Genomic DNA, 22,428 nt, shown 5'->3' with positions numbered 1-22,428 from the left:
CATCTCAATCGGCTTTGAGTTGGATGAGCCGAATGATTGTGCCGCCATAGTTGCGCTCGTCAAGCACAACAAATTGTTCGTCAAGCTCAAGCGAAGCTTCAGCTGCCTCTTCAAGCACCAAAAGTGCGTCAGGATTAAGCCAGCCGCCCTGAAGCGCCGACAAAAATGCTTTTTCTCCCATGCGCCGTCCATAAGGCGGATCGGCGAAGATCAGATCGAACGGCTCCATCGTGCCGACAATGCCAAGCTGGCAGGCGTCACGACGGAGAATCTTTGTATGACCTTGCAGGCCAAGCGCCTCGACATTCTGGCGCAACAGCCCACGGCCCTCCGCAGATTCCTCCACGAAGGTCGCATAACGCGCACCGCGCGAAAGGGCTTCAAGACCGAGCGCGCCAGTGCCTGCGAAAAGGTCAAGCACGCGCGCACCTTCCACCTTTTCGGGGAAGCTGTGCGCGAGAACATTGAACAAGCTCTCGCGCGTGCGGTCCGTGGTGGGGCGAATGGCGTTGGTGGACGGTGTTACAAGCGGGCGACCGCGAAACTTACCGCCGACGATCCGCACCGCCGCCTCCCGATCTGCCACCGCCTGGTTTTCCGCCAGTGGGCTTTCCGCCGGTCGGCTTGCCACCTGGGCGTCCGCCTGGCTTACCGCCCGATTTACCTGCTGGCTTACCACCGTCAGGTCCACGACGTGGACCATCGCTGAAACCGCGTGGACCGGCACCGCTGCGTGCGCCCGAACGCGTATCGCGATCGGAACCGCCGAAACGACCCTCGCCGCGTGCACCGCCCGGCTTGTCGGACTTATATGGCTTGTCGGATTTGAACGTCTTGCGACCCTCAAAACCACCCTGCGAGCGCTCGCCGGAAGCGGCATCGCGCAGCTCGGCGCGCTCGCGCTTGCCGGGACGACGTTCCTTGTGACCGTCCTCACGCTTTTCGCGCGTTTCCGGCCGTCCGCCTTCAGAGCGGGAACCTTCAAAACGCGGGCTCTCAGAGCGAGCGCCGTAAGAGCGGCCTTCTGCGCCCGGCTTTCCGCCAGCACGCGGACCGCTTGAACGTGGGCCTTCCGAACGCTTGTTGTAACGGCGTTCGCCACCCTCGTCGCGACCCTGCTCTGCATCGTCCGAACGACGCGGACGCACCTGCATGTCGCCGCTGAACTTTGCGCCGCGATGCGGCACCTGATGCTCGACGCGGGCAGGCTTGGCAGCGGCCTTTTCACCCTTTGGACGCGCACCGGGCGCCATCCAGACATTGGCGTTGCCGCGACGGCGCGGTTCAACCTTCTCCGTCTTGTCTTCGCGTCCGCGACGACGTTCCGGACGGCTGGAAATCCATTCGCGCTCACGTGGTGCGCGGCGGGTTTCGCCTTCCTGCTCCGGTTGGGCTTCTTCCATCTCGCGACGAGTGCGGCCCTGCACAGCGGCATTGGAGAACTCGTTGAAGATCGGCGCGTCGAAATCGGCACCGGAATCCTCAACCAGCTTGTCGCCAAGCTGGTCGCGCAGCGTGCGACCCTTGATTTCGCGCACAGCGCCTTCTTCAAGATCACCCAGCTGGAACGGGCCGAAAGACACACGGATCAGGCGACCGACGGTCAGACCGAGTGCGCCGAGAATATTCTTCACTTCACGGTTCTTGCCTTCGCGCAGACCGATATTGATCCAGACGTTCGCGCCCTGAACGCGTTCAAGCTCGGCTTCGATGCTGCCATAGAACACGCCATCAACAGCGATACCGTTCTTCAGTTCATCGAGCTGCGGCTGCGTAACCTTGCCATGGGCGCGCACGCGATAACGGCGCAGCCAGCCGGTGGACGGCAGTTCCAGAACCCGCGACAGCCCGCCATCATTGGTGAGCAGCAGAAGTCCTTCGGTATTGATGTCGAGACGACCAACCGACAGTACGCGCGGCATTTCAGCTGGCAGTGCATCGAACACGGTTGGGCGACCTTCCGGATCGCGATTGGTGGTCACGAGACCAGCAGGCTTGTGGTAAAGCCACAGGCGGGTACGCTCGGCCTGCTTCAGCGGCTTGCCGTCGACGGTGATGACGTCAGTGCGCTTCACATTGACCGCAGGGCTATCCAGCACCTTGCCGTTTACCGCGATACGCCCGGCGGCGATCATCGTTTCGGCTTCGCGACGCGAAGCGATGCCGACACGCGCCAGACGCTTGGCAATACGTTCGCTTGTATCTTCTTCGATTTCCACATCGCGCGGGGCACCCCGGCGCGGACCAGCGCGGCGCGCATCGTCCCGGTCGCCATCATCGCGGCGCGGACGGCTGTCGCGACCCGGGCGGTCCGAACGGTCAGACCGCTCGGGGCGATCAGAACGATCAAATCGTCCCGAACCACCCTTGGGGCCGCCTGAGCGCCCGCCGCCGGCGCCACCGGGGCGTCCGTTACGGCCATGAGGCGGCTTGCCGCCCTTGTTATCGTCGTCTTTAGTCATCTGGTATTGGCCTCTCAGCAGCGTTTCCGTGTCACCTTGCACCGTCGAAAGCAGGCAAAGGAATGTCTGGAACGAAAACGCCGTATAAATCTGTTCGCAAATCGGTTTCGATTTCGAGAATTATGCAGTAACAAATCGCTCCAGTGCTTGCGAGCGAAATTTCCCGATCCATGCAATGAAATGGACGTGCATGAAATGGAGTGCACATGAAAAAGGCGGCCTCCGCAACCGTTACCGACATAGCAACACCGATGGATGCCGCGCTGGATGAAGCGCGTGCCGCAGGTGCGCGCGGCGAAGTGCCGATTGGCGCCGTCGTCGTGCATGACGGGCAGATCATTGCCCGCGCCGGAAACCGCACGCGGGAGCTCAACGACGTGACCGCCCATGCCGAGGTGCTGGTCATTCGTCAAGCCGGCGAGGCATTGAGTTCAGAACGGCTGATCGACTGCGATCTCTATGTGACGCTGGAACCCTGCGCCATGTGTGCTGCCGCGATCTCTTTTGCGCGCATCCGCCGCCTTTATTACGGCGCCTCCGACCCCAAGGGTGGCGGCGTCGAGCACGGCCCCCGCTTCTACACCCAGCCCACATGTCATCATGTGCCAGAGATCTATCCGGGCTTCTCGGAAGGCGAAGCACAGAAAATCCTCAAGGATTTTTTCCGCGAGAAGCGCTGAACCCGCATGTCCGAACCTGCCATAAGCCGCCGACAGAATATTCTGGTTTTTGCGCTTGTCGTGCTGCTCGTCGCCACCCTGCTTCTCGGCTGGCTGGGCGCAATCATTCTCATCAATAAATATTATCCGGATTCGGCAATCGCGGCGGAAGATGTGCTGAATTACATTCTGGTCGGCTTCATTGCGATTATTTACATGCCCTGGATTCAGGCACGGACCAATCGCCGCCAGTCCGCAGCGTTTGAAAGGCGTCAATCGCAGCCCGTCGCCGTCACGATGAGGCGCTTCGGTCTGCTTAGCGTCGCGGCCCTCTCTCTGTTACTGGCGTTCGGGCCATTGTCTTTTCAACGGCAGATATACAGCTGGGCTTATGGGACGGGCCTTGTGACCCGGTCCATATATCTGATCGAACTGGTATTTCTGGTTGTGGCTGTGCTGATCATTGGACTGGCGGCAGCCCTTTCAACAATCTTCCCGCGCCCCCACTCAAAACCTTCACCCGCGCCGGAGAACAAGGATCGGGTCGAGCGAGCCAAAATCTGGCTCAGTTGCTTCGGCTGGACCTATGGTCTTTGCGCCGCCTTATGCGTTCTAGCCGGGTTCTTTATCCTCAGATTCTTATAAAACAAAGAGACCAGTCAGCCCTTCGGCTTATGCCCCGTCATATGACGCAAGGTGTCGTCACGCAGTGCGAAATGGTGGAAGAGCGCCATGAATATGTGGCAAACGACGACCGCCAGCAAAGTCCAGCCGAGCGGCCCGTGAAGCGTGCTGCCAATGCTGTTCAGCGTTTCGTTCTGCACGCCAGCCGGATCGAAGATCGGCATGCCGAGGAAAGAAAAGCTCCGCCCCCGACCATAGGCGCGGATCAGCGCGAGCGCCGGAACGGCAAACATCAGCGCATAAATGGCCAGATGACCGAGCAAAGCCGCCTTGCCCATCAGGCCATCCTTGTGCGGACGGTGACCGATATTGGAAAGGCCCCATATACCACGCAGCAGAACCAGAACCAGCAATGCAAAGCCGAGCTGCTGGTGCGCGGACCAGAAAAACGTGAAAACCGCACTGTCCCGCGCCAAAACACGCAGAATAGCCGACATGAACTGCCATAAAAACAGCAACGCCATCAGCCAGTGAAAGCTGCGGGAAACCACACCATAACCGTTGCGGCTGTCCCAGATCGTATTTGCGCTGCTCATTGAACTATACCTTTGAAGCGATGCCCTATCATGCTGCATACAGACAAGAAGTCTTTGATCGAAATCAAATAGAAGTCATGATGCTCAAGATGACAAAAATGTAATGTATTTTCTAAGGGTACTGCCTGCCCGCTCAGAAAACCTTCATACTATACTCAAAATAAAACAGCCATAGCGCTTATACCGCCATGGCTGCTTAAACTAATATAGAGAATTTCCGGAACTTAGTTCCAGGGCAGATAATCGCGCCAGCCCTTGGACTTGCCAGCGGCCTTCTTGCGCTCGCGTTCCTTCTGCGCCTCGTCCTGCCCCAGTTCGCCGGTGGCGGCGGTGGATGCCGGTTCACGATAGGCCAGCGGCGGCTCGCTCAGATATTTGCGGTTCGTGGCCGAACCCTGTGCCTGCTGTGCCCGTTCTGCCTTGATGGCCGCCATTTTCTGCGGATCAACGGTTGGCAAACGGGAATCATATTCTTCGCGACGGCTGTTGCCACCCGGCAGTGCAGTCTTCAGGTTGCTTGCAACCGGACCATCAGCCTCAACCGGCGAGACAAAGTTCGGATTGTCGCGGTTGGCGGTGATTTCATCGCGCAGACGCTTGCGGCGCTGTTCCGGCGATTCCGGCCAGTTTGCACCGCCAGCACTTGCAACGCTTTCCTGCGGCGCAGGCAGCTGGCCCTTATCGCCCGGAGAAGGACGCACAAGATCAGGACGCGGCTTGTAATCGATGCGCTCTTTCTTGTTCTTGCCCTGACCGAAGCTCGCCATATTGGAAACGTCGTCGAAGAGCTGCGCGCCCGACGACTTGTCCGTTCCGTAGGTCGGCGAAGACATGCAGCCTGACAGCGAAAGACCCGCTACAGCCGTCATAAGTATCAGAACTCGTCCGTCAATCTTCATTAGCGCCACTTCTTTTACGCCTGTCGATTCTTTGTTCGCGAGGCTTGCTCCAGCGTGCCTTGCCTCAAAAAACCGGCAACTCCAAGGCAGATCGTGAATTTATTCGAGGACTGCCTTGTACATGAGAGGAACCCATGCGGCAATCCGGCATTAACCTCTATTTCACCATGTTCACGCGCGAGACCGCAACCCCTGTCGCACAAACAAACAATCCGCCCCGGATGAAACCGGAGCGGATTGCAATCTCTGTTATCAGGCTTCGAGCTTGCCAAGCGCCTTCAATTCGCGCAGTGCTTCGGCATCACGCGCCGACACTTCCGGGAATTCCGGATCGGAACCCACATCCGTGGTATAACGCCACGAACGCGCGCATTTCTCGCCTTCGGCGCGAGCAGGCACGACGGCCACACCCTTCACATCGCCAAGCGTGAAAGCACCTTCCGGTGCCGCTGCATCGCTGAACGCAATGCCGCTGGTGATGCAGATTTCCGCGAAATCGAGACCGTCGAGCGAATCGCTCAGGCTCTTGTCGGAAATGTGGACCACCGGCGCTGCTTCCAGCGATGAACCGATGCGCTTGTCTGCACGTTCCAGTTCCAGCGCGCCGGTCACGACACGGCGAACCGCACGCACCTTGCGCCACTTTTCGGCCAGCACGTCATCACGCCATGCGGCAGGCGTCGGGCGGAACTGCTCGGCATGGACCGAAACCGACTGCGGATAGCGATCGAGCCATGCTTCTTCCATGGTGAAAGGCAGCATCGGCGCCAGCCAGGTCGTCAGGCGGTCGAAGATTTCACGCACGGTCTGCAACGCAGCCTTGCGGCGAACGCTCGACGGCGCATCGCAGTAAAGCGCGTCCTTGCGGATGTCGAAATAGAAAGCCGAAAGTTCGACATTCATGAAATCGATCAGCGCGCGGGCGATGCGCTTGAAGTCGAATGTGTCATAGCCGGTGCGCACAACCTCATCCAGCTCCGTCAGACGGTGCAGCATCAGGCGCTCAAGTTCCGGCAGATCGGCATGAGCAACGTTTTCGCCTTCGTCATGCGCCAGCGTGCCCAGCATCCAGCGGATGGTGTTGCGCAGCTTGCGATAGGCATCGATATTGGTCTGGATGATGCTCTTGCCGAGGCGCTGATCTTCCCAATAATCGGTCGTCATGACCCACAGACGCAGGATATCCGCGCCGGATTCCTTGATGACGTCCTGCGGCGTTACCGTATTGCCGAGCGACTTCGACATTTTCTTGCCGTGCTCATCCATGGTGAAACCATGGGTCACGACGGCATTATATGGCGCCCGACCGCGCGTGCCGCAGCTTTCCAGAAGCGACGAATGGAACCAGCCGCGATGCTGATCCGAGCCTTCGAGATAGACGTCTGCCGGCCATTTCATGTCCGGGCGGTCTTCCAGCGTGAAGGTGTGGGTCGATCCGGAATCGAACCACACGTCCAGAATATCGCGCACCTGAACCCAAGGCTCATTGGCGCGGTTGCCGAGGAAACGCTCGCGCGCGCCTTCGGCAAACCATGCATCAGCGCCTTCGGCCTCGAAAGCATCGAGAACACGCTTGTTGACCGCATCGTCCTGAAGGATGTTGCCTTCCTCATCCACGAAAACGCAGATTGGCACGCCCCAGGCGCGCTGACGCGAAAGCACCCAGTCCGGGCGACCTTCGATCATCGAACGCAGGCGCGTCTGACCGGCAGCCGGGACGAAACGCGTATCGTCGATGGCCTTCAACGCACGCGAGCGCAGCGTGGTGCCGTCGCCGAGGTTCTTGTCCATATAGACGAACCATTGCGGCGTGTTGCGGAAGATGACCTGCTTCTTCGAACGCCAGGAATGCGGATAGGAGTGCTTCAGGCGACCGCGGGCGAAGAGCTTGTCATTGGCGATGAGCTGATCCATCACCGACTTGTTGGCGTCGCCCTTCTTGCCGTTGTCGTCGATCACGCGGGCAGCACCGCCTTCGCGGTCCGGACCGAAGCCCGGTGCATCCTTGGTATAATAACCGTCGTCACCGACTGGGAACGGGATGCTCGGATCGATACCGCGCGCTTCCAGTTCACGAACATTGTTCATCCAGGCTTCAAAGTCTTCACGACCATGGCTTGGCGCGGTGTGGACGAAGCCCGTACCCGCATCGTCGGTCACATGATCACCGTCGAGCATCGGAACCGCGAACTCATAGCCGCCCGCAAAACCCTTCAACGGGTGGGCTAGAATAAGAGAATGCATCTCGTCGGCAGAAACACCACGCAGGCGCTTGAACTGAAGCTTTGCCTTGGCAAAGCTTTCTTCAGCCAGCTTGTCGGCGAAGATGAGCTTTTCGCCCGGACGCGGGCCAAAATCGTTCTCGGCTTCCGTGACTTCGTAAAGCCCGTATTCGATACGCGACGAATAGGACACGGCGCGGTTGCCGGGGATGGTCCAGGGGGTAGTAGTCCAAATCACTACGGCGCTACCGGAGAGGTCGCCTATCAGGCTCCAAGCATCGGGAAGTTCAGCTGATGTAACAGTTTTCGCAGAACCTGCACCCCACACCGGGAACTTGACCCAGATCATATCCGACTCGACGTCATGATACTCGACTTCCGCCTCGGCAAGCGCCGTGCGCTCGACAACCGACCACATCACCGGCTTGGAACCGCGATAAAGCTGACCGGAAGCCGCGAACTTGAGAAGCTCGCCAGCGATGCGCGATTCAGCGTGGAAGTTCATCGTCGTGTAGGGGTTTTCGAAATCGCCGAGGATCGCAAGACGCTTGAACTCATCCGTCTGGACCCTGATCCAGTTGGCGGCAAATTCACGGCATTCCTTGCGGAATTCGTTGATCGGCACTTCGTCCTTGTTCTTGCCTTCGGCGCGATATTTTTCCTCGATCTTCCATTCGATCGGCAGGCCGTGGCAATCCCAGCCTGGAACATAGTTCGAGTTGTAACCGCGCATCTGGAACGAGCGGGTGATGACGTCCTTGAGGATCTTGTTCAGCGCATGGCCGATATGGATATTGCCGTTGGCATAGGGCGGGCCATCGTGCAGCACATAAAGCGGGCGGTCTTTCGCCTGCTCGCGCAGCTTCTTGTAAAGGTTCATCCCCTCCCAGCGCTCGACAAACAGCGGTTCGCGCTGCGGCAAGCCCGCGCGCATCGGAAATTCCGTCTGCGGCAGATTGAGGGTTTTAGAGTAATCGATCTTGGTCGTCTCAGTCATGATCGGTATTCGCCTGTGAAGCCTCGGCCAGAAATGGCGGGCATGTGGATCAACGATAACAGGGGACTGTAAGAGCACAGCCGGTCGTTCCCGGACCTCCGCGCCAGATATTGCCTGGCAAAACAGCCATTCAGGCAAAGCGGGAGGCCGGGCCAATAATTCGTATGGCCGTCATGATAAGCCGAAAATCCGTCATCATGGGCACGCTTTTAGCAATGAGCTTTGCAGGAATAAAGAGGCCAGGGGAACAAAGACGCAATAAAACTGCATCCCTGCCCCTGAAAATCTTCACAGTAGCGTCCGCTTCATGCGGTCTGACACGTGGTCAAACCCCAGAACCACTTTAATCAAGTGAGAAGTCGAAACGATAGGTTGCAGACACGCCAACCATGAACTGGTCGCGTGAGCCGCGCTCCTTGACGATGCTCGAATCCTTGGCCGGGCCTTGCAGGCGGGTATATTCGCCAAACAGGCTGGTATCGATCTTGTCTGTCGCCTTCCAGTTGATAACGCCGCCGAAACCGGCCGATTTGAAACCGCCGCCCGGATTGTATTCCGACAGGCCGGACGCTGCCGATTCCTGCGCATCAACGCCGTAATAGGTCTTGAAGTAATCCTTCGACGCAAAAGTTGCACGCGGACCCGCCGAAACGCGGATAACCGGCGTCACATCATAAAATGCGTCGGCGGAAATATCCGCAACAACGCCCTTATGCGCGCGGATGCCCTGACGTACTTCGCCGCGTACGCGCAGCCAGTCGGTCGGATAGACCTCGGCAAAGCCACCCACTTCACCACCGAACTTGGTGTCTTTCAGGCCGTGAATATCATCGTCGCGTTCGAACAGCAGCTTGCCTGCCAGACCGGCGCGGAAACGGTTATTGTCGATCAGCGCGAAGGAAACATTGTCGTTGCGCGAGGAAAACCGCGTTGCTTCGCCCTGACGGCCAAGCGAGATCAGCGGCTGCGCGGAAAAGCGATATTTGTTCGAGCCTTCGAACTTGGGCGCGACCAGCCCGGCAGCGCCGACCTTGAGATACCAGTCGCCAGACCAGAAATGCTTGCGGGCCGGCTGAACCGTTTCCGCCGCATAGATATCTGTCTGCTGCACATCGGCGGCATAAGCAATGGAACCGGTGACGGGAATGAGAGTGCCTGCAACGAGGGCCAGTGAGAGAATACGCAAAACAAGATCTCCGACAAACAGCACCTCGAAACTTCGCAAGGTGTTTAACACTCTCTGTCGGAAATACGTAAAATTTGACTTAAATCTTAGGTAGAAAAATAATCCGCTACACTTCACTCAAACGAAAGAAGACGGTCAAGCTCCGACAATGGGCGGGCACCGGCCAGCAAGGCGCGGGCTTCTTCCTCGTCGCGCTTCATCTGCTCGATCAGCGGGTCCAGCCCGTCAAATTTCACTTCGCCGCGCAGAAAGCCGAAGAACGAAACACAGGCGACTTCACCGTAAAGGTCGCCAGAGAAATCGAACAGGAAGGTTTCGAGAAGCGGCGAGCCATCGCTATCCACCGTCGGGCGGCGGCCAAAACTGGCAACCCCGTCATGCAGGCTGCCATCCTGCCTGCGGAAACGAACGGCATAAATGCCATGTTTCAGGCTGGTCTGGGCGCTGACCTTCATATTGGCGGTGGGGAAGCCGAGCGTGCGCCCTAGCTTCTTGCCGTGAATGACCTCACCGCAGACGGCATAGCGATAGCCAAGCAGTCCTGCCGCTCCAGCAACATCGCCATCGCACAACAGATTGCGAACGCGTGTGGACGAAACGAGATTATTGCCTTCATCGGTAAAGGCATCCACCAGCGTCACGTGGAAACCAGCGCCCTCGCCTGCCTGCAGGAGAAATTCCGGCGTGCCGCGTCGACCCTTGCCGAAGTGAAAGTCGTAGCCGGTCACGACACGGCTGGCATGCAGCTTTTCGACCAGAATATGCTGTACAAAGTCTTCCGCCGACCGGCTGGAGAATTCGGCAGTGAAAGGCTGCTCGACAACCGCGTGAAAGCCCATGTGCCGCAGGATCGATGCCTTTTCACGCGCGTCGGTAAGCCGATCGATCGGCTCGTCCGGCTTGAAGAAACTGCGCGGATGCGGCTCGAATGTCAGCACGACTGCAGGCAGGTTTTCCTTGGCCGCGATTTCCAGCGCCCGCTCAAGCACGGCCTGATGTCCGCGATGAACACCATCAAAATTGCCGATGGCCACCACGCAATTGCGCAGACGCTCCGGCAAGGCGTCGGTTCCCGAAAGACGTTGGAAATCAGAATTCGTCATGGTGTGCCTGAGTCTTGACTTGCTTCAGTCCGGGCTTGTTCGATCATTCCCGCATTGTACGAAATTATCAGACGAGTGCGTAAAGCTCCGCCACCGGACGATGCCCGTGCTTCTCCAGAAACGCTTCCATCTTTGCAAGATCGACAGTTCCGTTGTCCGCATAATCGGCAGCATGCACGCCGCCCGAAATATAAAGCACATCGAGACCGAAACCGGCAGCGCCCTTCACATCGGTCAGTACGCCATCACCAATGCCGAGAATGCGGCTCTTGTCGACAGGGCCGCCGCGAACTTCCTCGGCTGCATGCAGCGCGGCCTCATAAATCGGGCGATGCGGCTTTCCGGCGATCAGCGTGCGACCGCCCAACTGGCTGTAATCACGCGCAAGAGCGCCCGCACACCAGACAAGACGCGGACCGCGCTCGACCATGATGTCGGGATTGGCGCAGATGAAAGGCAGATTGCGCGAACGCAGACGCTGGAGCAGGTCGGCGTAATCGGCGGGCGTTTCTACATCGTCATCGGCGAGGCCGGTGCAGACGACGCCATCGGCCTCGAATTCTTCCACCAGTTCCACATCCAGCCCGTCATAGATCGACAATTCGTTTTCGCGACCGATATGCAGAACCTTGCGCGGACCTTCAACGATCAGATCGCGGGTCACGTCGCCGGAGGTGACGATACGGTCATAGGTATCCGCCGGTACGCCCAGCGTTTCCAGCTGTGCTTCGACACCCGGATGCGGACGCGGAGAATTGGTAACGAGAATGACCGTGACGCCCTTGGCGCGGGCGCGCTTCAAGGCAGCGACAGCAGCCGGATGTGCGGCGACGCCATTATGCACCACGCCCCAGACGTCGCAGAAGAACACGTCATACTGGCCGGTCAGGTCGTTGAGGCTTGCAAGCTGCTTCATAGTCTTCCTCTTGATATTCCATTTTCGAGCTGGAACGCCGCCCGCATATGCAAGCCGCATGCGCTCCATCTAACGCAGCCTATCAAAACTGTCACGAGCTTTACCGCCAATAAGCCGAGAAAGCACCGCGTCCAAATACCCCATAAGAAATGACTCAATAAGCCGTCGAGCAGATTCACCGATCATTTACCGCACTTCGTGACCGACTGTTAGAAAGATGCTGCTAGGAACAGCGCACAACCTTTCAGTTTAACAAAAAACAACACAACCTTTCGGGCGGGCGTGGATTTGAATAATTGGAGCGGACCAGCAAGGCGGCTTTTCGTCGCCTGCATGACAGGCGTTGCGCGCAAAGCCAATTTCGGAAGCCTTTCCGAAAGAACAAACCGATTCCGCAGCGATGAACGCGGCAATTTCGCCATGATGACGGCGATATTGCTGGTGCCGCTGTTGCTTGCTGGCATGGTCGCCATGGACGCCACCAATCTCATGCGCACACGCAACAATGTGCAGGCCGCCCTCGATGCTGCAGCGCTGGCAGTCGGCAAGCGCTTTTCGACCGGCGCAAGCGAAGCCGACATGCAGGACTATGGCAGTAAGGTCTTCAATGTGAACCTGACCGCACTTTCCGCAGACCGCGTCGCATTTGCCATCAAGTTTCCGCAAACATCGAACGATAACCAGCAGATCGAAGCCACGGCCAACTTCCAATATACGTCTCTGTTCGGCTCCATAGCAGCGCAACTGACCAATTCCGCAGACGAGTGGGACAACAAGCAATATGCGATGAGTTCCTTCGTACGGCTCAAAAACACCGTCGAAGTCGCGCTTGTGCTCGATAACTCAGGCTCCATGAATGACAATGGCGCCGGCTCGAACACGCAGCGTCTGCAACTGCTGAAAGACGCAGCAACACAGCTTGTCGACACCATGGCTGCACAATCGGCGCTGATCACGCGCGTTGAAAAGCCAGTGCAGTTCTCGCTGGTGCCTTTCGCGGGCTCCGTCAACATCGGACCCAGCTATCTCAAAGAAACATGGATGGACCCAAGCGGAACCTCGCCGGTCAATCTCGAGAACTTCACGCTTCCGGTTAAGATCGACAGCACGCGCAGTATTGTCGAGAACCCGACAGGCAGCGGCCTTTACTTTAAATCGGGTACAGGCTGGGGCACAGACAATAACAAGGCCTTTTCCCGCGCTGTTCTCTATGCCGATCTCGCAAAGCGCTCGTCCGCATCGTGGATTCCGTGGGCAGGATGCGTTGAGGCGCGCCCGGGCACCCTGGCGCTGGACGTGACCCCGCCATCCGTCGGCAAGCCGGAAACCCTGTTCGTGCCAATGTTTGGCCCGGCGGAATATTACGATGCCGACAAGAACGGAAACCCGACCAACCTCACGCTGAACAGCTGGTGGACAGACGACACCAGCTTGACGGGCCTGGCCCGCCAGAACGACCTCAAGAAATATTATCTGAACAATGTGCTGTCGAAGCAGTCTTCTGGTGGTGGGCCAAACTATAGTTGCACGACCACGGCCATCACGCGCCTGACCGACATCTCCACCGATGCAGGCAAGACGACGATCAAGACGGCGATCAAGGCCATGCAGCCAAATGGCGGTACGAATGTGCCCGAAGGCATGGCGTGGGGATGGCGCACACTTGTACAGGGCGCGCCGTTTACGGAAGGCCGCCCATCGACCGACCGCGGCAACGACAAGGTTGTGATCGTGCTCACCGATGGCGCCAATACGTACTATACGTATAATTCGCTTGCTGGATCGAACAGGGATAAGGCCAGCAACCTGTCCTACTATTCGGCGCATGGTTATACGAGCCGCACCACGAAGGGCTACAGCCAGACCCGTCTGTTTCAGGAAAGCGGCGTGTCTGTCTCGCAGGACAACAGCGTCTATACCAAGGCGATGAATGCCCGCTTCAACAAGCTTTGCAACAATGCGAAAGATGCCAATATCATCGTTATGACCGTTGCGGTGGACCTGAACACCAGCAAGACGGACGAGAAAGCCCAGATCGAGCTACTGAAAACCTGCTCGTCTGACTCTCGCGTCCGTCTCGACGGCGGCAAGCCTGCCAAGCTGTTCTGGAACACCACCGGTGGCAATCTGTCGGAAACGTTCCGCCAGATTGGCGATGAGCTGTCAAACCTGCGTATCTCGGGTTGATCCTGCAAACCGAGCCACCATATGCGGAGCGGGCCACATGGCCCTCCGCATGTCGGGTCGCTTGATCCCTTCGCGAACGGTGCAAATTAACCATCATTCGCCTGTCAAATTTTTCAGGCAATCTTGACATTAAAAGATCAGGCCTCTATCTCAGAGGCACGTTAGCACTCTGGAAGAGAGAGTGCTAACAGCGCGGATCGGTTTGATCCGCATAACAGGGTTCAACGTCTATAACACCAAGGGTTATACCATGGCTGATATCAAGTTCCGCCCGCTTCATGACCGCGTCGTCGTTCGTCGCGTTGAATCGGAAGCAAAGACCGCTGGCGGGATCATTATCCCTGACTCCGCTAAGGAAAAGCCGCAGGAAGGCGAAGTTGTCGCTGCTGGCGCCGGCGCTCGTGACGAAGCTGGCAAGCTGGTTCCTCTGGACGTCAAGGCTGGCGACAAGGTTCTGTTCGGCAAGTGGTCCGGCACGGAAGTCAAGATCAACGGCGAAGACCTGCTGATCATGAAGGAATCCGACATTCTCGGTATTGTCGGCTAACACTTCCAGCTGGGTATCGTCGGCTAATTTCATTTAGCCCGGAGCGGTTTCGCTCCTACCTCAAAACCAATTCACCATACCTGACCGGGATATTCCCAGGAGAGTAAAATGGCTGCAAAAGACGTAAAATTCGGTCGCACTGCGCGCGAAAAGATGCTGCGCGGCGTCGATATCCTCGCTGACGCTGTAAAGGTCACGCTCGGCCCGAAAGGCCGCAACGTTGTAATCGACAAGTCCTTCGGCGCTCCGCGCATCACCAAGGACGGCGTTTCGGTTGCCAAGGAAGTCGAACTGGAAGACAAGTTCGAAAACATGGGCGCACAGATGCTGCGCGAAGTGGCTTCCAAGACCAACGACACTGCCGGTGACGGCACCACCACCGCGACCGTTCTCGGTCAGGCTATCGTTCAGGAAGGCGCCAAGGCTGTTGCCGCTGGCATGAACCCGATGGACCTGAAGCGCGGTATCGACCTCGCAGTTTCGGAAGTTGTTGCAAACCTTCTCGGCAAGGCCAAGAAGATCAACACCTCGGAAGAAGTTGCTCAGGTTGGCACGATCTCCGCTAACGGCGAAGCCGAAATCGGCAAGATGATCGCTGAAGCGATGCAGAAAGTCGGCAACGAAGGCGTCATCACGGTTGAAGAAGCCAAGACCGCCGAAACCGAACTCGAAGTCGTTGAAGGCATGCAGTTCGACCGCGGCTACCTGTCGCCGTACTTCGTCACCAACCCTGAAAAGATGGTTGCTGATCTCGAAGACGCTTACATCCTTCTGCACGAAAAGAAGCTCTCGAACCTCCAGGCTCTTCTGCCGGTTCTCGAAGCTGTCGTTCAGACCTCCAAGCCGCTCCTCATCATCGCTGAAGACGTTGAAGGCGAAGCTCTTGCTACCCTCGTCGTCAACAAGCTGCGTGGCGGCCTGAAGATTGCTGCTGTCAAGGCTCCTGGCTTCGGCGACCGCCGCAAGGCCATGCTCGAAGACATCGCGATCCTCACCGGTGGTCAGGTTATCTCCGAAGATCTCGGCATCAAGCTCGAAAGCGTTACGCTCGACATGCTCGGCCGCGCCAAGAAGGTGTCGATTTCCAAGGAAAACACCACGATCGTCGACGGTGCAGGCCAGAAGGCCGAAATCGACGCTCGCGTTGGCCAGATCAAGCAGCAGATCGAAGAAACCTCTTCGGACTACGACCGTGAAAAGCTTCAGGAGCGCCTTGCCAAGCTCGCTGGCGGCGTTGCCGTGATCCGCGTTGGCGGTGCAACGGAAGTTGAAGTCAAGGAAAAGAAGGACCGCGTTGACGACGCCCTGAACGCAACCCGCGCTGCGGTTGAAGAAGGCATCGTTGCTGGCGGCGGTACCGCTCTGCTCCGCGCTTCGGTTCAGATCAAGGCCAAGGGCATCAATGCTGACCAGGAAGCTGGCATCAACATCGTTCGTCGTGCGATCCAGGCTCCGGCCCGTCAGATCACGACCAACGCTGGTGAAGAAGCTTCGGTTATCGTTGGCAAGATCCTCGAGAACGGCGCTGACACCTTTGGCTACAACACTGCCAACGGCGAATATGGCGATCTGATCGCTCTCGGCATCGTTGATCCGGTCAAGGTTGTCCGTACGGCTCTGCAGAACGCAGCTTCGGTTGCTGGCCTGCTGATCACCACGGAAGCAATGATTGCTGAACTGCCGAAGAAGGATGCAGCTCCGGCTGGCATGCCTGGCGGCATGGGCGGTATGGGTGGTATGGATTTCTAAGAAATCCATAAAGCACTACTTTAAAGAGAACCTCCGGCTTTGGCCGGAGGTTTTTTTATGTCTAAAGACCCAAAAGTCATCCTTGATTGGCGAATACTAAGCCAAACCCCCAGACCAATAATGAGCCCGCGCATATGCAGGAGAGTGGTTAATCGGCACTTTTCTCATTACATTACGTAACTATCTGTGATTTATAAAAAATTTACCGTTTAACCCCTTTGCCGATGTTAAAATTCTATTTTAGAAAGTTCTCATTGACTTGAGGCAACCAATCATGGTCAATCCCGGTTGACATGAGATGGACTTCCAGTTTGCCCCCGCACCCCGGAAGTCCTGTCTCAGGCAACAGGAAAGGCAGGCTTCGGCCTGCCTTTCCACTTTAAGGCGTATTTTCACAAATTTCTGGCCCGTAGATTTTACTACGAAATTCAGCTCAAGCTTGCGCTCGACTGCTTCAGCTTGCCTCCCGCCGATTTTGCCCTATCGTTATCGCAATGTGAGAGAGGACGGAAAATCATATGCGTAAGGAACTGCCAATCGATATTGCCCCCAAGGATGGTCGCAAGATTACCGTCGTGTGGACTGACGAAGACGATCAGCGCAATGAATCGATTGCGCAATATCGTTCGCTCGCCCAATTAAACGCTGGCGGCGGACAGTGGGATGAGACCGATACCGGCTGGTGGACATTCACCGACAGCAAGACCCAGCGCAAAATCGAGCCGACCGCGTGGATCTCCGAAACCGAAGGCGGTGACGACGAAAACGAAGGCAACTGACCGGCGCAGAAATTCACGCTCAAATAAAGTTGAATTTCCTAATCATATTTTGTCAAATAGCTCCGTAAGGAAAAGACGGAGCTACCAATTCGTTGGTAGTGCTATATTCATTGCGTCAGAGCCCGATACGGGCCGAAAGCTAGCCGGAGACATGAAATGACCGCCACGCGTACCGAAACAGATACTTTCGGACCGATTGATGTTCCCGCCGACCGCTATTGGGGCGCACAGACACAGCGCTCCTTGCAGAATTTCAAGATCGGCGGCGAGCGCATGCCTCTCCCGCTCGTTCACGCGCTGGGCGTCGTCAAGCGCGCCGCAGCCGAAACCAATATAGCACTTGGCAAGCTCGACCCGGTTCTGGGTCAGGTCGTAGCCGTTGCGGCTTCCGAAGTGATCGAAGGCAAGCTTGACGATCATTTTCCGCTCGTCGTCTGGCAGACGGGTTCCGGCACCCAGTCGAACATGAACGCCAATGAAGTGATCTCCAATCGCGCCATCGAACTGCTTGGCGGCGAGAAGGGTTCGAAAAAGCCGGTTCATCCGAACGACCACGTCAATATGAGCCAGTCGTCCAATGACAGCTTCCCGACGGCGATCCACATCGCCACGGCGGTTGAAGCGGTCAATCGCCTTTACCCGGCACTGGAGCATCTGACCAAGGCGCTCAAGGTCAAGGAAGAAGCCTTCAAGGACATCATCAAGATCGGACGCACCCATACGCAGGATGCGACGCCGGTCACGCTCGGTCAGGAATTTTCCGGTTATCGTGCAGCGCTTGAATATGCGCGTCATCGCATCGAGCAGTCCCTCGCCGATGTTTTCCTGCTCGCGCAGGGCGGCACGGCAGTGGGCACCGGTCTCAATGCCCCGATCGGTTTCGACGGCGGCTTTGCTGATGCGGTCAGCGAAATCACCGGCCTGTCGTTCAAGACAGCGCCGAACAAGTTCGAAGCGCTGGCCAGCCATGGCGCAATTCTCAACTTCCATGGCAGCCTGAACGCGCTGGCGGCTGATCTGTTCAAGATCGCCAACGATATCCGCTTCCTCGGCTCCGGCCCACGCTCCGGCCTCGGCGAACTGTCCCTGCCGGAAAATGAGCCTGGCTCATCGATCATGCCGGGCAAGGTGAACCCGACGCAGGCCGAAGCTATGACCATGGTGGCAACGCAGGTCTTCGGCAACCAGACCACAGTGACCGTTGCCGCCAGCCAGGGCCATTTCGAGCTGAACGTGTTCAAGCCGGTCATCGCTTACAATGTCCTGCAATCGATCCGTTTGCTCAGCGATGCCATGGTTTCCTTCGCCGATCATTGCGTGGACGGCATTGAAGCCAATGAAAGCCGCATCAAGGAACTTCTGGATCGTTCGCTGATGCTGGTGACCGCGCTGGCACCTGCAATCGGCTACGACGGTGCAGCAAAGATCGCCAAGACCGCGCATAAGAACGGCACGACCCTGCGCGAGGAAGCGCTGGCAAGTGGGCTGGTGAGTGCTGAAGACTACGACCGGCTCGTCCGGGCGGAGCGCATGATCGCGCCTGAGTAATCAGGCGTACATGATCGTCTATATGCAGTGAACAAACTGTCGAGAATTATACGGCTTTTCTTGACAGTCATTAGTCGATAATTGGTGGCTCAGTTCAACAGGAGATAACTCCCTCATGTCTTCGATTACCCCACAGTCCAACGGCGCTGTAACGCTCATCGCCCGCGTGTTCCTTTCGATCCTCTTCATCATTGCCGGTTTCGGCAAGCTGACGGCTCTTTCCGGCACGGCTGGCTATTTTGCAGGCCTCGGCCTTCCGCTTCCGATGGTTACGGCTGTGGTTGTCGGTCTCGTTGAGTTTGTTGGCGGCATTGCCATTCTGGTCGGTTTCCAGACCCGTATCGCGGCAGCAATCGTCGGCCTGTTCACCATCGGTGCAACGCTCGTTGCACACATGAACTTCGCTGAAGGCATGAACGCCCTGATGGCACAGAAGAATCTGGCAATCGCTGGCGGCCTCTTCCTGCTTGCTCTGCATGGTGCAGGTTCGCTGTCGATCGACGCCAAGCGCGGCTGATCGAAACAAGCCGTATCCGCCGCCGTTTGCATCGGCTGCGGTCCGCATGAAATGAAAAAAGCCGCGCCCGGTGTTTCAAACTGGCGCGGTTTTTTTCTGTTTTCCACCGCTTTCGCACCGCCAGCCCGAACACACAATTTTTATCAGAATTCTCTTTTCAAAACGGTCCACCGGTAGTTGTGTAATATTGGCCTGTCAGATAATGGAGCCGCTTATTTTAGCGTTTAGGAACAACCGCTCCGCGAACGATCAATTGCATTCAAGTTTCCTCCCCAAGCATAGATTGTAGAGAAAAATGACTGTTTCCTCCGCAGCCAGCAGCCAGTCTCCCACTGGCTCAACCCCTATTGGAAATTTCGGTTTCGCACTCACCAGCCTGACCGTTCTGTTCTTCATGTGGGGCTTCATCACCAGCCTCAACGACATCCTGATCCCGCATCTGAAGAACGTCTTCCAGCTCAACTATACCCAGTCGATGCTGATCCAGTTCTGCTTCTTCGGCGCATACTTCATCGTTTCACTGCCTGCCGGAGCGCTCGTGAAGCGGATCTCCTACAAACGCGCCATCGTCGTCGGCCTTGTGGTCGCCGCCATCGGCTGCGCCCTGTTCATTCCGGCAGCGTCCTACCGGGTCTATGGGCTGTTTCTCGGCGCGCTCTTCGTGCTGGCGTCCGGCGTCACGATCCTGCAAGTGTCTGCCAACCCCTATGTCACGATCCTCGGCAAGCCGGAAACGGCTGCAAGCCGCCTGACGCTGACACAGGCATTCAACTCGCTCGGTACGACGCTTGCCCCGCTCTTCGGTGCGATGCTGATCCTTTCCGCTGCAACAGGGGCCGTCAACAGCGCCACCGAAGCCGATGCCGTCAAGTTCCCCTATCTCTTGCTGGCACTCGCCTTTGTCGTTCTTGCCATCGTCTTCGCTATCCTGAAGCTGCCGGATGTCGAAGCCGAAGAAAGCACCGTCGCGGATGAAGGTTCTGCCTGGCAGTACCGGCATCTGGTGCTGGGCGCCATCGGCATCTTCGTCTATGTGGGCGCGGAAGTCAGCGTCGGCAGCTTCCTCGTCAACTTCCTGAGCGACCCGAGTGTGGTTGGCTTGTCGGAAACCGATGCTGCGCATCACGTCGCCTATTTCTGGGGTGGAGCCATGGTTGGCCGCTTCATCGGCTCGGCAGCCATGCGCTATATCGATGACGGCAAGGCGCTGGCCTTCAATGCTGTGGCAGCCATCCTGTTGCTGCTCCTCACTGTCGCGACAACAGGCAACGCCTCCATGTGGGCGGTTCTGGCTATCGGTCTGTTCAACTCGATCATGTTCCCGACCATCTTCAGTCTGGCGCTGCACGGTCTTGGCAAGCACACCAGCCAGGGCTCGGCGATCCTGAATCTGGCCATTGTCGGCGGTGCGATCATCCCGCTGATACAGGGCGCGCTGGCCGATACGGTCGGCATTCATCATGCCTTCCTGATGCCGATCATCTGCTATGTCTACATCGCCTTTTACGGCCTCGTCGGCAGCAGACCGAAACGCTGAACCTGAAAATGACAAAAGCCGGTCTGAACCCAGACCGGCTTTTTCATTGAATGTCGGACCATAACAGAAGCGTCAGGCAGCAAGACCCTTGCGGATACGCTCGGCAATTTCCGCGATGCGCGCATTGCCATGGCTGCGGCGCGCCGAAACGAGGCAGGCCTGCGAACGCAGGATGACGCCATCTTCCAGCACCTTGAGGCGATTGGCGCGCAGGGTGGAGCCGGTCGACGTAATATCGACGATCATGTCGGCAGAACCTGCCGCCGGAGCGCCTTCGGTTGCGCCAAGGCTTTCCACGATGCGATAGACCTGAATGCCGTGCTTCTGCGAGAAGAACTGCTGCGTCAGGCGCCAATATTTGGTGGCGATGCGCAGGCGACGACCATGACGCTGGCGGAAATCCGCTGCCACATCATCAAGATCGGCCATGCTGGTCACATCGCGCCAGACTTCCGGCACCGCGACGACGACATCGGCGTGGCCGAAACCCAGTTCCGCCTCGATGGCCACGCGCTCATCGGCATGGGCCAGTGTTTCGCGCACGAGGTCTTCCCCCGTAACGCCCATATCGACGCTTCCATAACCCAGCTCGCGGGCAATCTCCGAAGCCGACAGGAACAGAATATCGAGATCGTCTTCACCTTCGACGCGCGCGCGGTAATTGCGGTCGTCATCCGGCAGGATCACCTTGTATCCGGCCTTTTCGAGAACGGCGAGCGTCTGCTCCTTCAGCCGACCCTTGGACGGCAATGCCAGTGTGACGCTCATTTCGTTGCTCCCGCCAATGCCTGAAGCCGGTCCAGCCAGATGGAGAAGCCAACGCCGGGAATATTTTCGGAAGCGCCAAGCATAGTCAAAAGCCGGTCGTAACGGCCGCCGCCGGCCAGAACCGCATCCTTTTCCACGCCGGAGGCGCGAATTTCATAGACAAGGCCGGTATAGTAATCGAGCGGACGACCGAACGAGGCGTCATAGACGATATCGCTGGTCTTGATGCCAGCCGCAGCAATCGCTTCGGCCCGGGCTTCAAACTTCTGAAGCACGGCACCAAGATCAAGCGCATTTTCGGATGCGAAAGCGCGCAAGGTGACCGATGCGGAATCCAGCGTGACATGGGTTTCCAGAAACTGCTTGAGCAGATCGAGCGCCGAAGCCGGGAAACGCGTGGCGGCCAGATCTTCCTTTTCGATCAGGCGGCGGGCGATTTCCGCAGGCGAACGGCCAGCGCCCGGCGAAATGCCAGCTTCCAGCATTTCGGTTTCCAGCATGCGCGCAAGGCCGGTTTCATCGCCTTCGGCAACAAGAACGGCAAGTGTTTCCGGCAGCGGATCGCGCCGTTGCGCGCCCGTCAGTTCAGCCAGAGCCAGTTGCATGGAATGCGCATCGCCGAAGGAGCGCAGCAGCTTCTTGCGCCAGCCCTGCGGCAGACCGAGCGCCTTGAGCATACCGGCAAACACCGACTGATCGCCCAGAACGATATCGAGCCCGGCTTGCGGGACGACGGAGCGAACACAGGACAGCGCATCGGCAATCGAGCGCGCATCCGAAGCCGCCTCATCGGCAGCACCCAGATCCTCGATCCCGGCCTGAAGAAACTCAGCCGCGCCATCACGACGCTGCCGGAACACTTCGCCAAGATAGGCGTAACGTTTCGGCGTCGCAGCATTGAGCGCAATATGGTTGCGACAAACAGGAATGGTGAATTCCGGCCGCAGGCACAGGCTGTCGCCATTTTCGTTTTCGGTGAGGAAAATACGACGGCGCAAATCCTCGCCTGCCATATCCAGAAATGGATCAGCAGGCTGGATCAGCGGTATTTCCACCAGATCGGCATCGCGCGCATCAAGCTCTGTGCGAAGCGCGTTGAAAACCGGCGATGTGCGCGTTGCGGCCATGGTTC

General features: G+C 57.8%; 19 protein-coding genes. 9 read left to right on the top strand and 10 right to left on the bottom strand.

Annotated elements, in window-relative coordinates; all coding sequences use genetic code 11:
* Positions 1-4: 4 nt before the first annotated feature.
* Both rsmD and ACTJKP_RS15515 read right to left on the bottom strand, forming a co-directional pair.
* A complete protein-coding gene (rsmD, locus tag ACTJKP_RS15520) occupies positions 5-565 on the bottom strand; it encodes a 16S rRNA (guanine(966)-N(2))-methyltransferase RsmD (RefSeq protein ID WP_440631333.1) in 561 nt (186 codons plus the stop codon).
* Positions 546-2,462, bottom strand: coding sequence for a pseudouridine synthase (locus ACTJKP_RS15515; RefSeq protein ID WP_440631292.1), 1,917 nt, complete (start codon positions 2,460-2,462; stop codon positions 546-548). Before ACTJKP_RS15515 ends, rsmD begins: the two co-directional genes overlap by 20 nt.
* A gap of 206 nt (positions 2,463-2,668) precedes the next feature.
* Here ACTJKP_RS15515 and ACTJKP_RS15510 point away from each other — a divergent pair, with 206 nt between their 5' ends.
* On the top strand, positions 2,669-3,142 hold the full coding sequence (locus tag ACTJKP_RS15510) for a nucleoside deaminase (RefSeq protein ID WP_440631291.1): 474 nt from the start codon (positions 2,669-2,671) through the stop codon (positions 3,140-3,142).
* 60 nt (positions 3,143-3,202) lie between these two features.
* Complete coding sequence (locus ACTJKP_RS15505) at positions 3,203-3,766, top strand: hypothetical protein (protein ID WP_440631290.1); 564 nt, start codon at positions 3,203-3,205, stop codon at positions 3,764-3,766.
* 14 nt (positions 3,767-3,780) lie between these two features.
* Here ACTJKP_RS15505 and ACTJKP_RS15500 read toward each other — a convergent pair whose 3' ends face one another.
* The 6 genes from ACTJKP_RS15500 to ACTJKP_RS15475 all read right to left on the bottom strand — a co-directional run bounded on the left by ACTJKP_RS15500 (position 3,781) and on the right by ACTJKP_RS15475 (position 11,664).
* Positions 3,781-4,341: a cytochrome b gene (locus ACTJKP_RS15500; RefSeq protein ID WP_440631289.1), complete on the bottom strand. Its 561-nt coding sequence runs from the start codon at positions 4,339-4,341 to the stop codon at positions 3,781-3,783.
* A 224-nt stretch (positions 4,342-4,565) separates the two neighbouring features.
* A complete protein-coding gene (locus ACTJKP_RS15495) occupies positions 4,566-5,240 on the bottom strand; it encodes a hypothetical protein (RefSeq protein WP_078338951.1) in 675 nt (224 codons plus the stop codon).
* A 252-nt stretch (positions 5,241-5,492) separates the two neighbouring features.
* Complete coding sequence (gene ileS, locus ACTJKP_RS15490) at positions 5,493-8,459, bottom strand: isoleucine--tRNA ligase (protein ID WP_440631288.1); 2,967 nt, start codon at positions 8,457-8,459, stop codon at positions 5,493-5,495.
* A gap of 343 nt (positions 8,460-8,802) precedes the next feature.
* Positions 8,803-9,555, bottom strand: a complete 753-nt coding sequence (locus tag ACTJKP_RS15485) for a MipA/OmpV family protein (protein WP_440631332.1) — start codon at positions 9,553-9,555, stop codon at positions 8,803-8,805.
* A 203-nt stretch (positions 9,556-9,758) separates the two neighbouring features.
* A complete protein-coding gene (locus ACTJKP_RS15480) occupies positions 9,759-10,748 on the bottom strand; it encodes a bifunctional riboflavin kinase/FAD synthetase (protein WP_078338953.1) in 990 nt (329 codons plus the stop codon).
* Between the two features lie 67 nt (positions 10,749-10,815).
* Complete coding sequence (locus ACTJKP_RS15475; RefSeq protein WP_440631287.1) at positions 10,816-11,664, bottom strand: TIGR01459 family HAD-type hydrolase; 849 nt, start codon at positions 11,662-11,664, stop codon at positions 10,816-10,818.
* 282 nt (positions 11,665-11,946) lie between these two features.
* Here ACTJKP_RS15475 and ACTJKP_RS15470 point away from each other — a divergent pair, with 282 nt between their 5' ends.
* The 7 genes from ACTJKP_RS15470 to ACTJKP_RS15440 all read left to right on the top strand — a co-directional run bounded on the left by ACTJKP_RS15470 (position 11,947) and on the right by ACTJKP_RS15440 (position 20,528).
* Positions 11,947-13,851: a pilus assembly protein TadG-related protein gene (locus ACTJKP_RS15470; RefSeq protein WP_440631286.1), complete on the top strand. Its 1,905-nt coding sequence runs from the start codon at positions 11,947-11,949 to the stop codon at positions 13,849-13,851.
* Positions 13,852-14,101: 250 nt separating this feature from the next.
* Positions 14,102-14,398, top strand: a complete 297-nt coding sequence (gene groES, locus ACTJKP_RS15465) for a co-chaperone GroES (protein WP_078339070.1) — start codon at positions 14,102-14,104, stop codon at positions 14,396-14,398.
* A gap of 108 nt (positions 14,399-14,506) precedes the next feature.
* Complete coding sequence (gene groL, locus ACTJKP_RS15460; RefSeq protein WP_078338956.1) at positions 14,507-16,147, top strand: chaperonin GroEL; 1,641 nt, start codon at positions 14,507-14,509, stop codon at positions 16,145-16,147.
* 518 nt (positions 16,148-16,665) lie between these two features.
* Entirely contained in the window at positions 16,666-16,926 is a 261-nt protein-coding gene (locus ACTJKP_RS15455) for a hypothetical protein (protein ID WP_440631285.1), read from the top strand.
* A 156-nt stretch (positions 16,927-17,082) separates the two neighbouring features.
* A complete protein-coding gene (gene fumC, locus ACTJKP_RS15450) occupies positions 17,083-18,474 on the top strand; it encodes a class II fumarate hydratase (RefSeq protein ID WP_440631284.1) in 1,392 nt (463 codons plus the stop codon).
* Positions 18,475-18,589: 115 nt separating this feature from the next.
* Positions 18,590-18,991 carry a DoxX family protein gene (locus tag ACTJKP_RS15445; RefSeq protein ID WP_078338959.1) on the top strand — a complete coding sequence of 134 codons (402 nt, stop codon included), beginning with the start codon at positions 18,590-18,592 and terminating at the stop codon, positions 18,989-18,991.
* 295 nt (positions 18,992-19,286) lie between these two features.
* Positions 19,287-20,528: a sugar MFS transporter gene (locus tag ACTJKP_RS15440; RefSeq protein WP_440631283.1), complete on the top strand. Its 1,242-nt coding sequence runs from the start codon at positions 19,287-19,289 to the stop codon at positions 20,526-20,528.
* 72 nt (positions 20,529-20,600) lie between these two features.
* On the opposite strand, the gene hisG is transcribed toward ACTJKP_RS15440, so the two are convergent.
* Together hisG and ACTJKP_RS15430 are read right to left on the bottom strand one after the other, a co-directional pair.
* Positions 20,601-21,296, bottom strand: a complete 696-nt coding sequence (gene hisG, locus ACTJKP_RS15435; RefSeq protein ID WP_078338961.1) for an ATP phosphoribosyltransferase — start codon at positions 21,294-21,296, stop codon at positions 20,601-20,603.
* Complete coding sequence (locus ACTJKP_RS15430; RefSeq protein ID WP_440631282.1) at positions 21,293-22,423, bottom strand: ATP phosphoribosyltransferase regulatory subunit; 1,131 nt, start codon at positions 22,421-22,423, stop codon at positions 21,293-21,295. Before ACTJKP_RS15430 ends, hisG begins: the two co-directional genes overlap by 4 nt.
* Positions 22,424-22,428 lie beyond the last annotated feature (5 nt).

Origin of the sequence: Brucella sp. 22210, from assembly GCF_052045675.1 — a bacterium.
In the GTDB taxonomy this organism is placed as follows: Bacteria; Pseudomonadota; Alphaproteobacteria; order Rhizobiales; family Rhizobiaceae; genus Brucella.
The sequence above is the reverse complement of the archived record's forward strand: the minus strand, read 5'-3'. Positions and strand labels throughout refer to the sequence as shown.